This window comes from Halomonas sp. MS1, from assembly GCF_024182575.1.
Taxonomy (GTDB): domain Bacteria; phylum Pseudomonadota; class Gammaproteobacteria; order Pseudomonadales; family Halomonadaceae; genus Vreelandella.
The window spans coordinates 1,634,763-1,648,054 of record NZ_CP098926.1 but is presented as its reverse complement, the minus strand read 5'-3'; the positions used below and the strand labels follow the sequence as shown (position 1 = coordinate 1,648,054).

Sequence of the window (13,292 nt, the reverse complement as noted above, 5' to 3'; positions counted from 1 at the left end):
AGATAACCGCCTTCAACCTCAAGACATGCGTGCAGCGACAACCGTCGCGACACACATGTTATATGGCAGTGGCACACCCCACTGATCAGATAATTTTTAACGCTCGGTAGAGGGGCAACCGCGCGTCTAGAAAATCACCAGCCTGACGCTCAAGCTCAGCCAAATTCTCATTCTCGTCCGAAATTGGCTTGCCCTCTTTAAGCAGACATTTGTTTTGAGACGCCAAAATACGCCATGCAAAAGTAGCTAACGTTTTAGCGTCCTCGCCGCCCTCTAACGTGGCAAGCAGGAAAAACTGATGGAAGAGCGATACAGCGACACCACCTCCTGTCACCGGGCTTGCGAGATAACTCAACTCAGTCGTGCTTCTTGACTGGCTCATTAAAAAACGATTTAGTCGACCAGTCTTGGACGCTACTTCAGAAATATCATCGTCGGACTGGGCAGGCAAAATAATACCCTTTGATGCCAGTATGGCAATTGCACTGTTCAATGCAGGGCGCCCCACTCCATGCTCTTTTGCAACCTGCCAAAGTTCGGATACAAATACCGGTTGATAGGATGAAAGCGCATCTAGCACCGGCGTATAAATATTGCTAGGCAAGTCAAAATTACCCAGGCGCCCTGCGATTTTTAGCTGCACATCTTTACGTGGCACTCCCATAATCACGCGAAGACCATCTAGCATTTCATCTTTATCAAGCCCACTTAAGCGGCGCGCCCCTTTTACCCAGTAATCGGTACGAAACTGACGGTTCTCACAAAAATCACGCACCGACTGGCGAAATAGCGGGTTAGGAATGTTATTAATTAAGGCCTGTTGCTCATTGGTTAACTGAATGCTTTCAATGGCATCTACATATCGCGCACTGCAAGCCCAATCCATCTTGGCGGGTTCTAGCCAGCGTGCCATTTTAGCAAATGCCATCGGCTCCCAATCGCGATTAAAGTATTCATGAGCTATGTAATTTTTATTATCTTGTTTAATTTTCGCTAAGCGATTCTTAATCTGGGGATTAGCATTACAGTACTCTGGGTTCACGGCCACCAGCTGCTCGGCAAACGTGATCGCGTCTTCAATTCTCGAAATGGTGCCCGCCCCCTGAGCACTCATAAGGTCCGCGTGCTCGGCTAATAGGTCACGCATAGGCACCATGGCTGCCCATCCTGGTTGTGTGTTGTAGCTAATGTACAGCACACCTCCCACCTTCAGCTTACGGCGAATAAAATCGACAATCACTGCGCGGTTTTCATCCGAAATCCAGCTCCATATGCCGTGAAGGCCGATATAGTCGAATTCAGGTAGGTCATCACGCTGGCAAAATTCATCAAATGCATCATCGTGTAGCTTTGCATTAGCACCGCTAATAGACGATAGCTCCTGCGCAAAGGCTGCTTGATGAGGATTAAAGTCTGTTCCGTACCAATTGATTTGCGAAGCAGCCGCATGAATGTTGGTGCTAATGCCCTGACCAAACCCTAGTTCACAGGCGTTAATAACGTTTGGCGGCCGAATACCGGCGTTGATAAATCCTAGCGCAATTCGCAAAGGATTAAGTTCAGTATAATATCCATAAGTATAATTAATATCCGCTATGTATCCAGACGTCCAATCCGACATAACACCTGCTCCCAAGCAATGGCATATTATTCAATTGTTAAGCGAAGCCACTTATCACCAGAGTCTGAGAAACAGATAGAAATACGCATATCGCTCTGCTACCTCTGACACACACTCGGTGACATAAACCCTGGCACAAACACTGTTGTTAGAATCTTGATAGTGAAGTATTTGATCCACTGGGTCTACTGAAGAGATGATGGGAAGTTTGAAGGATTGTTACGCAATCGCTAACTATATAATTGAATAAATTCGTAAATTTTTCTTGCTGCCTGCTAAATAGCTTTCTTTCACACACAAAAAATCCAGCCAATGGGCTGGATTCTTTGTTTAATAAGTACCTGGCGATGACGCCACCCAGCCCTCCGCGCCGCCTCGTCATTCCCGCAGGCCCTTAGCGGGAATACATGTTGAATTGGGGTTTCGGGCTGCTGCAGGCCAAGGTCAAGGTGGATTCCCGATAACCCCACTCGGGAATGACGGCGTAGTGGCTCGGGAATGACGGTGCAGTGACTTGGGAACGTCCCTAATTGATTTTCTTCCGCACAAAACAAAAAACCCAGCCGATGGGCTGGGTTCTTTGTTAAATAAGTGCCTGACGATGACCTACTCTCGCATGGGGAGACCCCACACTACCATCGGCGCTAAGCGGTTTCACTTCTGAGTTCGGCATGGGATCAGGTGGTTCACGCGTGCTATGGTCGTCAGGCGTAACTTGTAATGTATATCATGCTGAACGTGTCATCGATGTTTTGTGGCGTCTCTCGTCTCCTGTCACTGACAGGAAGCGCGTATCCGGTTTTCATTATCACTGCGACCAGACCCCTTGGGTGTTATAGGGTCAAGCCTCACGGGCCATTAGTACACGTTAGCTCAACGCCTTGCAGCGCTTCCACACCGTGCCTATCAACCAGCTGGTCTCGCTGGGCCCTTCAGGAGGCTCTAGGCCTCAGGGATGTCTCATCTTGAAGGGGGCTTCCCGCTTAGATGCTTTCAGCGGTTATCCCGTCCGCACATAGCTACCCGGCAATGCCACTGGCGTGACAACCGGAACACCAGAGGTGCGTCCACTCCGGTCCTCTCGTACTAGGAGCAGCCCTTCTCAAACATCCAACGCCCACGGCAGATAGGGACCGAACTGTCTCACGACGTTCTAAACCCAGCTCGCGTACCACTTTAAATGGCGAACAGCCATACCCTTGGGACCGACTTCAGCCCCAGGATGTGATGAGCCGACATCGAGGTGCCAAACACCGCCGTCGATGTGAACTCTTGGGCGGTATCAGCCTGTTATCCCCGGAGTACCTTTTATCCGTTGAGCGATGGCCCTTCCATACAGAACCACCGGATCACTAGAACCTGCTTTCGCACCTGCTCGACGTGTCTGTCTCGCAGTCAAGCACCCTTATGCTCTTGCACTCACTGCACGATGTCCGACCGTGCTGAGGGTACCTTCGTGCTCCTCCGTTACTCTTTGGGAGGAGACCGCCCCAGTCAAACTACCCACCACACACTGTCCTCGATCCGGATAACGGACCTGAGTGAGAACGCCAATGATGCCAGGCTGGTATTTCAAGGTTGGCTCCCCTCGAACTGGCGTCCGAGATTCAAAGCCTCCCAGCTATCCTACACAGGCAACATCAGCGTCCAGTGTGAAGCTATAGTAAAGGTTCACGGGGTCTTTCCGTCTAGCCGCGGGTACACCGCATCTTCACGGCGATTTCAATTTCACTGAGTCTCGGGTGGAGACAGCGTGGCCATCATTACGCCATTCGTGCAGGTCGGAACTTACCCGACAAGGAATTTCGCTACCTTAGGACCGTTATAGTTACGGCCGCCGTTTACCGGGGCTTCAATCAAGAGCTTCGGACGAATCCTAACACCATCATTTAACCTTCCGGCACCGGGCAGGCGTCACACCCTATACGTCCGCTTGCGCGTTAGCAGAGTGCTGTGTTTTTACTAAACAGTTGCAGCCACCTGGTATCTTCGACCGGTTCGGGCTTAGAGAGCAAGTCTCGTCACCCTACGCCGGCGTGCCTTCTCCCGAAGTTACGGCACCATTTTGCCTAGTTCCTTCACCCGAGTTCTCTCAAGCGCCTTGGGATTCTCACCCTGACCACCTGTGTCGGTTTGGGGTACGGTCGCACATGATCTGAAGCTTAGAGGCTTTTCCTGGAAGCGTGGCATCAATGACTTCCTGACCGTAGTCAGTTCGTTTCGTGTCTCGGCCTTAAAGGGTCCCGGATTTACCTAAGACCCAAGCCTACTCACTTTCACCAGGACAACCAACGCCTGGCTCACCTAGCCTTCTCCGTCCCCCCATCGCAATCATGTCCGGTACAGGAATATTGACCTGTTTCCCATCGACTACGCCTTTCGGCCTCGCCTTAGGGGCCGACTCACTCTGCTCCGATTAGCGTCGAACAGAAACCCTTGGTCTTCCGGCGAGGGAGTTTTTCACTCCCTTTATCGTTACTCATGTCAGCATTCGCACTCGTGATACCTCCAGCAGACTTCTCAATCCACCTTCATTGGCTTACACGACGCTCCTCTACCGCTCACACCTAAGTGTGAACCCGTAGCTTCGGTACCTGGTTTAGCCCCGTTACATCTTCCGCGCAGGCCGACTCGACTAGTGAGCTATTACGCTTTCTTTAAAGGATGGCTGCTTCTAAGCCAACCTCCTAGCTGTCTGAGCCTTCCCACATCGTTTCCCACTTAACCAGGATTTCGGGACCTTAGCTGACGGTCTGGGTTGTTTCCCTTTTCACGACGGACGTTAGCACCCGCCGTGTGTCTCCCACGCTTGCACTCACCGGTATTCGGAGTTTGCCTCGGGTTGGTAAGTCGGGATGACCCCCTAGCCGAAACAGTGCTCTACCCCCGGCGGTGATACGTGAGGCGCTACCTAAATAGCTTTCGAGGAGAACCAGCTATCTCCGAGCTTGATTAGCCTTTCACTCCGATCCACAAGTCATCCAAATCTTTTTCAACAGATCCTGGTTCGGGCCTCCAGTTGATGTTACTCAACCTTCACCCTGCTCATGGATAGATCGCTCGGTTTCGGGTCTATATCCAGCGACTGTGTCGCCCAGTTAAGACTCGGTTTCCCTACGGCTCCCCTAAACGGTTAACCTCGCCACTGAATATAAGTCGCTGACCCATTATACAAAAGGTACGCAGTCACAGAACAAGTCTGCTCCTACTGCTTGTACGCACACGGTTTCAGGATCTATTTCACTCCCCTCTCCGGGGTTCTTTTCGCCTTTCCCTCACGGTACTGGTTCACTATCGGTCAGCCAGGAGTATTTAGCCTTGGAGGATGGTCCCCCCGTCTTCAGTCAAGGTTTCTCGTGCCCCGACCTACTCGATTTCACATGATCAGATTTTCGACTACGGGGCTATCACCCACTATGGCCGCGCTTCCCAGCGCATTCGCCTAATCAGTCACATGCTTAAGGGCTGGTCCCCGTTCGCTCGCCGCTACTAGGGGAATCTCGGTTGATTTCTTTTCCTCAGGGTACTTAGATGTTTCAGTTCCCCTGGTTCGCCTCTTACGCCTATATATTCAGCGCAAGATACTCATCTTATGATGAGTGGGTTTCCCCATTCAGAAATGCCCGGGTCACAGGTTGTTTGCCACCTCGCCGAGCCTTATCGCAGGCTTCCACGTCTTTCATCGCCTCTGGCTGCCTAGGCATCCACCGTGTGCGCTTCATTGCTTGACCCTATAACCCGAAGGAGTCTGGTGTCTCGCAATGATAACGATTGCCGGATACGCTTGAGACGTATCACAAAACAATTACGTATAAACGTTTTAAAACGTTTATGTCAGCATGATATACATTGTTAAAGAGCGACTGCTATGCGCAGTGATAAGCGAGTGCTTTTTTCACATTAAAAAAAAGAAAGGTCTTTAAAGAAGATCTTTAAAGAAGGCCTTAAAAAAAGATCTTTTCTCTTCTTTCAACATGAAGAAAACGCTTATCACTGCGTATCAACAGCATTCTGATCAGGTAATTCATTGTGAGCGCTTACCGCGAGGGATGATGCATCGTTTAAGGAGGTGATCCAGCCGCAGGTTCCCCTACGGCTACCTTGTTACGACTTCACCCCAGTCATGAACCACACCGTGGTGATCGCTTTCCCGAAGGTTAAGCTAACCACTTCTGGTGCAGTCCACTCCCATGGTGTGACGGGCGGTGTGTACAAGGCCCGGGAACGTATTCACCGTGACATTCTGATTCACGATTACTAGCGATTCCGACTTCACGGAGTCGAGTTGCAGACTCCGATCCGGACTGAGACCGGCTTTTCGGGATTAGCTGACTCTCGCGAGCTCGCAACCCTTTGTACCGGCCATTGTAGCACGTGTGTAGCCCTACTCGTAAGGGCCATGATGACTTGACGTCGTCCCCACCTTCCTCCGGTTTGTCACCGGCAGTCTCCTTAGAGTTCCCGGCATTACCCGCTGGCAAATAAGGACAAGGGTTGCGCTCGTTACGGGACTTAACCCAACATTTCACAACACGAGCTGACGACAGCCATGCAGCACCTGTCTCTGCGTTCCCGAAGGCACCAAGTGATCTCTCACAAGTTCGCAGGATGTCAAGAGTAGGTAAGGTTCTTCGCGTTGCATCGAATTAAACCACATGCTCCACCGCTTGTGCGGGCCCCCGTCAATTCATTTGAGTTTTAACCTTGCGGCCGTACTCCCCAGGCGGTCGACTTATCGCGTTAACTTCGCCACAAAGTGCGCTAGGCACCCAACGGCTGGTCGACATCGTTTACGGCGTGGACTACCAGGGTATCTAATCCTGTTTGCTACCCACGCTTTCGCACCTCAGTGTCAGTGTCAGTCCAGAAGGCCGCCTTCGCCACTGGTATTCCTCCCGATCTCTACGCATTTCACCGCTACACCGGGAATTCTACCTTCCTCTCCTGCACTCTAGCTTGACAGTTCCGGATGCCGTTCCCAGGTTGAGCCCGGGGCTTTCACAACCGGCTTATCAAGCCACCTACGCGCGCTTTACGCCCAGTAATTCCGATTAACGCTTGCACCCTCCGTATTACCGCGGCTGCTGGCACGGAGTTAGCCGGTGCTTCTTCTGCGAGTGATGTCTTTCCTAATGGGTATTAACCACTAGGCGTTCTTCCTCGCTGAAAGTGCTTTACAACCCGAAGGCCTTCTTCACACACGCGGCATGGCTGGATCAGGCTTTCGCCCATTGTCCAATATTCCCCACTGCTGCCTCCCGTAGGAGTTCGGGCCGTGTCTCAGTCCCGATGTGGCTGATCATCCTCTCAGACCAGCTACGGATCGTTGCCTTGGTGAGCCATTACCTCACCAACTAGCTAATCCGACATAGGCTCATCCAATAGCGAGAGCCGAAGCCCCCTTTCTCCCGTAGGACGTATGCGGTATTAGCCTGGGTTTCCCCAGGTTATCCCCCACTATCGGGCAGATTCCTATGCATTACTCACCCGTCCGCCGCTCGTCAGCGGGTAGCAAGCTACCCCTGTTACCGCTCGACTTGCATGTGTTAGGCCTGCCGCCAGCGTTCAATCTGAGCCATGATCAAACTCTTCAGTTTAAAATCATTGTGATGCTTACTCGTCACCCGAAGGTAACAAAAGCGCATCAAACTTGGCTCAAGGTTCAAACGAACTCATTCAAACTTTCGTTTTCATGACCGCTTGCCTTGATATTTGGTGATTTATCACCCTCATCGGCAAGCGCCCACATGAATTACCTGATCAAATTGTTAAAGAGCTGTTTTCGCTGCTGAACTTCCGAAGAAGTAACTGGCTAACCGATGAACTGGCTTACCTCAGCGAGGAAGGCGTATTCTACGCATTTCCTGGTGTTTGTCAATCACTGTTTTGAGTGAGTGAAGCGAGTGAGCGAAGAAAGCGCGATAACGATGCTTTCTGGCGTGGCTCGTTTCAAAAAGCGTTGGAAGACATCGAAGCATGTTGCTGCTGAGTTCTTCTAACTCTCTGACAAACCGAAGATTTTCACCTTCAATCACCGCTGGTAACGCTGTGCGTCCCCGGCAGCGGATGCGTACTTTACGGATTCGCTGCCGTTTTGGCAAGAGCTATTTATAGATAAGTGCGAAAAAGTTTTAAGGCAGGCCGTTTGCTAATTGAAAGCGCTTCGACGGCACTCCATTGGCGGTTACACTTATACCAGCTTTATAGCCCCCAACGCCCACCCCCATTCTGAGGTCCGTGATGAGCCAGCATCTATTAACTGTCGATTCATTACAGCGCGAAAGCGTTGACCACCTGCTACGCGTTGCAGCGCGTATGGAACCTATTGCCAGCCGTCGCCACGTTACTCGGGTGCTGGAAGGTGCTGTGCTTGGTAATTTGTTCTTTGAAGCGAGTACACGCACACGCGTGAGCTTTAATGCTGCGTTTTGCCGTCTGGGGGGAAGTGTGTGTGACACCACCGGTTTTACTTTCTCTTCTATGGCCAAGGGTGAATCGCTTTACGATACTAGTCGAGTGATGAGTGGCTATTGCGATGCGATTGTAATGCGCCATCCTGATCAAGGATCGGTAGCAGAGTTCGCCGCCGCCACCAATGTGCCGGTAATTAACGGTGGGGATGGCCCAGGTGAACACCCAAGCCAAGCACTGCTTGATCTCTATACGATTGATAAAGAGTTTCAGCGATTAGGTAAATCACTCAGTGGCGCACATATTCTGCTGACCGGTGATTTGAAATATGGCCGCACCGTGCATTCGCTGATCAAGCTACTGTCTCTCTATGATCCGCTGCGCATTACCTTGGTATCTCCACCAGGCCTGGAAATGCCGACTGCGCTGATTGACCTTGTGACGTCTCGCGGGCACCGCGTCGAACAACGTGACTCACTGGCCAGCGACTTCTCAGATCTGGACGTGGTTTACACCACACGCATCCAGAAAGAGCGTTTTACCGATGAAATGAACGAGAGCTTTCAGGGGCTTTCCGACGACTTTATGGTTAATCGCGACTTTCTGGATCAGCGCTGCAGCCAAAGTACGATTGTCATGCACCCACTACCCCGAGATAGCCGCCCTGGCGCCAATGACCTAAACGTGAATCTTAACGGTGACCCGCGTTTGGCGATTTTCCGCCAAACTGACAACGGGATACCCATGCGGATGGCCATTTTTGCCACGCTATTAAAGGTAGATGAGCTGATTGAGAAAGACCTGAGACCCGTGCGCTGGTTTGTGCCATCTCAAACCGGCACTCTAGACCGTTAAGTCATTACATCAGGTTTAATGAGCGATCCGCCCACCAGGAAGTCCTTCTTGGTGGGCAAACCAACCTTCTAGAATAAGCACAGCAGCGATGCCATCGACACTTTCTTCTCGATAGTTACCACGATGGCCTGCCGCATGAGCGATCTGCTTCGCTTCGCGAGTAGAGCCACGCTCGTCAACCATTTCACAGGGCTTGCCATAGCGCCCGTGCAGGCGATTACCGAACTTGCGTGACCGCGCGCTCATCGCAGACTCAGTCCCATCCATATTCAGCGGCAAGCCAACTACAAACAAGTCAGGCTGCCACTCTTCTACTAACCGTGTAACAACATTCCAGTCAGGAATGCCGTCTCGAGCGGTTAGCGGCGTTAGCTCGCGTGCGCTATTAAGCAACTCATTCCCTACCGCGACGCCAATACGCCGAGTACCAAAATCAAATGCGAGTATTAGCCGTTGCCCACGATCAGCCATAAAACTCAACCATCATGCATGGCCCGCGTCGCGGGTCATCAGGTTCAGATCAACGCCCAGAATGCCAGCGGCAGCGGTTAGACGCTCAGCGGGAGGGGTGTTAAACAGTACGTTGCCTTGGCCTTCGACCGTCAACCACGCATTCTCTTTTAGCTCGTCTTCTAATTGCCCAACGTCCCAGCCAGCACAGCCTAGACACACCAGAAAGTCCTCGGGGCCTGTGTCATCGGCAAGCGCCTGAAGAATATCCATCGAGGTGGTCAGCGCAATACCGTCTTCTACCTGGACACTGGAGTCCCACTCCTGGCTATCACCGATATGCAAAATGAAGCCACGGTCCTTATGCATAGGGCCGCCATAATAGACCGGCGCATTACGGTGCGGGCTATCATCGCCTCCCAGCGACAGCTGTTCAAAGAGGGCATCGAGAGTGATTTCAAGTGGACGATTGGCGATGACTCCCATACAACCATTGTGATCATGGTCGCAAAGGTAGATCAGGCTACCGGCAAAATTAGGGTCATCCAAGTGAGGCATAGCCATCAAAAAATGATGCTTAAAGCTTTGCATGCGTCTCCTACGGCTCGCTGAATACTCAGCGAGCCTCGCGTTATTAGGCGAATAGAACGTTCAACGGCATCGGTTAGTTAAGACGACGCTCAATAGCATCCAGCAGCATTCCGGCAATGTCCGTGCCGCGCTGATCATCAATTTCACGTACACAGGTAGGACTGGTGACGTTAATTTCAGTGATGTAGTCACCAATCACATCTAAACCAACAAACATCAGCCCTTTTTCACGAATCATGGGCTGCACCTGCTGAATCAACCAGTGGTCACGCTCAGTCAACTCACGGCTGACACCGCGCCCGCCAGCGGCGAGGTTACCCCGAGTTTCACCCGCCGAGGGAATACGCGCCAGCCCATAGGGCACGGGTTCACCGTCAACCAATAAGATGCGCGTGTCGCCATCTTTGATTTCGGCTAGGTAGCGTTGCGCCATAATTTGCCGCTGGCCACGCAGGGTTAATTGCTCAATAACCGCGCCAATGTTGCGGCCATCAGGGCCGATATGAAAAATCCCTGTACCGCCCATGCCATCAAGGGGTTTGAAAATCACATCACCATGCTCCGCGTGGAAAGCACGCAGGACGTCATCACGACTGGCGACAATGGTGGGCGCACAGCACTGGGGAAACTGCTGGGCAAATAATTTTTCATTACACTGCAACAACGCAGCGGTTGGATTAACTACCAGAACGCCTTCCCGCTCGGCAAACCCCAGCAGATGGACCGCATTGATAAAGTCGGCATCGACAGGCGGGTCTTTGCGCATTAGCACAATATCCAACTCCACCAGTGGGCGCTGAGCCGCTTCACCGAGGTCGTACCAATGGTTAGGATCGCGATGCACCGTTAATGGGCGCATACGTGCATAAGCCTGTCCTGCGTTCAAGAAAAGATCTTCTTGCTCCATATAATGCAGTGTGTAGCCGCGCTCTTGCGCCGCCCACAGCATGGCCATGGTGGTATCTTTCTTGTAAGCGATGTCGCTGATGGGATCCATCACCACACCGAGATGCAACGTTGATTGGCTCATCGGGGTAACATCCATACATGAACAAAAGGTAAGCAGTATGCCGCACTGCCTGCACAGCTCCAACCGTCGCTAGGGACTACTCGTCTTGCCCGCCCGTTAACGCCCCCGGTACAAGCCGGATAGCACCAGGCTCTAGGGTAATTAACTGCTGCTTATAAAGTCGCCCAATGGCCTGCTTGTAAGCACTCTTGCTAACACCTAATCGCGTCTTAATATCATGCGCGGAGCTTTTATCACCCAACGCTAGATAACCACCACTTTCACGTAGCGCCTGCAATACTTTATCACCCACTACATCTAAGCGAGCCACACCCGGGGGGAGCAGGCAAATATCGACACGACCATCTTCGCGGCGTTGCTTTACATAACCTTTCAGCGACTGCCCGCGGCGCAGCGGCTGGGTAATATCATCTTGATAGATTAATCCCCAATAACGGTGGTTAACCACTACCTTCATCCCAAGGTCAGTACGGTCAGCTACCACCACAGCCACTTCATCACCTTTTTCCAGCGCCCAAGCATCGTCTGTCAAAAAACGATCCAGGCGCATGGTAGCCACAGGCCGCCCTTGGTCATCGCTATACAGCATTACCAGTACCCGCTTACCGGGATCGGGGCGAAAGCGCTGCTCGCTATAAGGCAGCAGTACATCTTTGGGCTGTCCCCATTGCAGAAACGCCCCTGTGCTATTGACCGCCGTCACGGTCAAATAGGCTACGTCACCCAGCTGAGCAGCGGCGTCGCTTGCGGAACGGGGAGAAGAGTGAGACTCACGGACCATAGGTACCGTCCTTACAGAAAGTAGACCTTCATTATGGTGCCTTGCGCACGCAAGGCAAAGCGCAGCCGGTATACGTAAATTCGACAGCGCATAAACAGCGATCGACACCACTCAGCAGGGCATCAGCCAGCTAGTAAGCACTCACTTACGCGTACCGCTAAAAAATAAGCCCCTAAAATATTCCTTAAGAATAGGCCCTTAAGAATAAATATTTAAAGATGAGCTCTTACAAGTGGGTACAGAGAAGTGAGCGCTGAAAAGTGAGTACTTACACATCACCAAAGTGGTGCTGTAGCAGCGTTAACGCAACAACAGGCGCCGTTTCAGTACGCAATACTCTTGGGCCGAGCGTCAGCGGTGTAAAGCCACTGGCAGTGGCCGCATTAATATCCGCAGCACTTAAGCCACCCTCTGGGCCGATTAAGAGTGCTACTGCAGCAGGGCATGGCTGTTGCGAAAATACATTGCCAGTCGCTAGGTGAAGCATCAAGCGTAACGGCTCTTGCCGCTCGGCCAGCCAATCATCCAGCGCTTTTGGTGGATAGACGGGGGGGACAACCGCTCGCCCACTCTGTTCACAAGCACTCGCCGCAACCGCCTGCCAGTGAGCCAGTTTTTTTTCTTCACGATCGCCCTTGAGACGTACATCGCCCCGCTCTGTGTAGAGCGGGGTAATCGCTGCAACGCCAAGCTCAACGGCTTTTTGAATGGCATAATCCATCCGGTCGCCTTTCGAGATCGCTTGGCCAAGGTGCACCGCTAACGGCGATTCGCCACTACCCGGCCAGACAGCCTCGATGATCACTGTCGTTTGCTTGCGACCAACATCGGCTAAGCGCACGCCAGCCTCTTGGCCGTTGCCATCAAACAGCATCAGCGGTGCACTTTCGCCCAACCGTAGCACCCGCGTCACATGCCGCGCCGGGCCGTCAGGCAGAGTAATGGTTGCGCCCACTGCAAACTCAGCGGGCACATAAAGGCGGGGCATTTTGCCGTGTAAGGCAACCCAGTCAGCAGCATGCATACTTAGTGAGTATTCTCGGCTGCTTGCTGAGCCTGCTGCGCTTCACGCTGCTTGCGCTGAGCGTACATGGCTTCAAAATTCACCGGCGCCAGCATTAGCGGCGGGAAACCACCACGGTTGACCAGGTTGTCAACGCATTCACGAGCATAAGGGAACAGCAAGTTGGGGCAGAATGCACCCAGAGTTTGTTCCAGCTGTGCCCCTTCAATTCCAGAAATACGGAACAGGCCAGCTTGCTCTACTTCTGCAAGAAACGACGTAGTGCCAGTTTCGCTATCGTTAACCTGGGCAGTCACCTTTACAACCACTTCGTACTGGTCGTCGGCTATTTTCTGGCTAGTGGTGTTCAGATCCAGATTCACCTTAGGCTTAAATGCCTGCTTGAATACGGAAGGTGAGTTCGGCGCTTCAAAGGAAATATCTTTCACATAGATACGCTGTAAAGAGAACTTCAGCTGAGGCTTTTCACCTTCTGCGGCGCCTGCCTGCGGGGTGTTGTTATCTTCCGCCATTGGGATACTCCTAATTG

At 52.1% G+C, this 13,292-nt stretch carries 8 protein-coding genes and 3 rRNA genes; 1 reads left to right on the top strand and 10 read right to left on the bottom strand.

What is annotated here, in order from left to right; genetic code table 11:
• Nucleotides 1-85: 85 nt before the first annotated feature.
• The 4 genes from NF683_RS07375 to NF683_RS07360 all read right to left on the bottom strand — a co-directional run bounded on the left by NF683_RS07375 (nt 86) and on the right by NF683_RS07360 (nt 7,218).
• Nucleotides 86-1,621 (bottom strand): class I SAM-dependent methyltransferase, encoded by a 1,536-nt coding sequence (locus NF683_RS07375; protein WP_253921656.1) that lies wholly within the window; start codon nt 1,619-1,621, stop codon nt 86-88.
• A gap of 593 nt (nt 1,622-2,214) precedes the next feature.
• Nucleotides 2,215-2,330 (bottom strand): 5S ribosomal RNA (gene rrf, locus NF683_RS07370).
• Between the two features lie 128 nt (nt 2,331-2,458).
• A 23S ribosomal RNA gene (locus NF683_RS07365) occupies nt 2,459-5,352 on the bottom strand.
• A gap of 331 nt (nt 5,353-5,683) precedes the next feature.
• A 16S ribosomal RNA gene (locus NF683_RS07360) occupies nt 5,684-7,218 on the bottom strand.
• The 16S, 23S and 5S rRNA genes sit together here, the layout of an rRNA operon.
• A 643-nt stretch (nt 7,219-7,861) precedes the next feature.
• On the opposite strand from NF683_RS07360, the gene pyrB reads away from it, so the two are divergent.
• The gene (gene pyrB / locus NF683_RS07355) at nt 7,862-8,887 is read left to right on the top strand and encodes an aspartate carbamoyltransferase (RefSeq protein WP_083000221.1); all 1,026 of its coding nucleotides are present in this window, start codon (nt 7,862-7,864) and stop codon (nt 8,885-8,887) included.
• Nucleotides 8,888-8,902: 15 nt separating this feature from the next.
• Here pyrB and ruvX read toward each other — a convergent pair whose 3' ends face one another.
• The 6 genes from ruvX to secB all read right to left on the bottom strand — a co-directional run bounded on the left by ruvX (nt 8,903) and on the right by secB (nt 13,275).
• On the bottom strand, nt 8,903-9,358 hold the full coding sequence (gene ruvX, locus NF683_RS07350; RefSeq protein ID WP_038480028.1) for a Holliday junction resolvase RuvX: 456 nt from the start codon (nt 9,356-9,358) through the stop codon (nt 8,903-8,905).
• Nucleotides 9,359-9,370: 12 nt separating this feature from the next.
• Nucleotides 9,371-9,928 (bottom strand): YqgE/AlgH family protein, encoded by a 558-nt coding sequence (locus NF683_RS07345; RefSeq protein ID WP_089040093.1) that lies wholly within the window; start codon nt 9,926-9,928, stop codon nt 9,371-9,373.
• A 73-nt stretch (nt 9,929-10,001) separates the two neighbouring features.
• Nucleotides 10,002-10,958: a glutathione synthase gene (gene gshB / locus NF683_RS07340; RefSeq protein ID WP_089040094.1), complete on the bottom strand. Its 957-nt coding sequence runs from the start codon at nt 10,956-10,958 to the stop codon at nt 10,002-10,004.
• A 76-nt stretch (nt 10,959-11,034) separates the two neighbouring features.
• On the bottom strand, nt 11,035-11,739 hold the full coding sequence (locus tag NF683_RS07335) for a CvfB family protein (protein ID WP_089040095.1): 705 nt from the start codon (nt 11,737-11,739) through the stop codon (nt 11,035-11,037).
• 268 nt (nt 11,740-12,007) lie between these two features.
• Nucleotides 12,008-12,763 (bottom strand): 16S rRNA (uracil(1498)-N(3))-methyltransferase, encoded by a 756-nt coding sequence (locus tag NF683_RS07330; RefSeq protein WP_089040096.1) that lies wholly within the window; start codon nt 12,761-12,763, stop codon nt 12,008-12,010.
• Between the two features lie 2 nt (nt 12,764-12,765).
• The gene (gene secB, locus NF683_RS07325) at nt 12,766-13,275 is read right to left on the bottom strand and encodes a protein-export chaperone SecB (RefSeq protein WP_009102012.1); all 510 of its coding nucleotides are present in this window, start codon (nt 13,273-13,275) and stop codon (nt 12,766-12,768) included.
• Nucleotides 13,276-13,292 lie beyond the last annotated feature (17 nt).

What these genes read in the sequence shown, in the direction of transcription:
- NF683_RS07375 (WP_253921656.1), bottom strand. Translation starts at nt 1,621, where the DNA reads ATGTCGGATTGGACGTCTGGATACATAGCGGATATTAATTATACTTAT.
- pyrB (WP_083000221.1), top strand. Translation starts at nt 7,862, where the DNA reads ATGAGCCAGCATCTATTAACTGTCGATTCATTACAGCGCGAAAGCGTT.
- ruvX (WP_038480028.1), bottom strand. Translation starts at nt 9,358, where the DNA reads ATGGCTGATCGTGGGCAACGGCTAATACTCGCATTTGATTTTGGTACT.
- NF683_RS07345 (WP_089040093.1), bottom strand. Translation starts at nt 9,928, where the DNA reads ATGCAAAGCTTTAAGCATCATTTTTTGATGGCTATGCCTCACTTGGAT.
- gshB (WP_089040094.1), bottom strand. Translation starts at nt 10,958, where the DNA reads ATGAGCCAATCAACGTTGCATCTCGGTGTGGTGATGGATCCCATCAGC.
- NF683_RS07335 (WP_089040095.1), bottom strand. Translation starts at nt 11,739, where the DNA reads ATGGTCCGTGAGTCTCACTCTTCTCCCCGTTCCGCAAGCGACGCCGCT.
- NF683_RS07330 (WP_089040096.1), bottom strand. Translation starts at nt 12,763, where the DNA reads ATGCATGCTGCTGACTGGGTTGCCTTACACGGCAAAATGCCCCGCCTT.
- secB (WP_009102012.1), bottom strand. Translation starts at nt 13,275, where the DNA reads ATGGCGGAAGATAACAACACCCCGCAGGCAGGCGCCGCAGAAGGTGAA.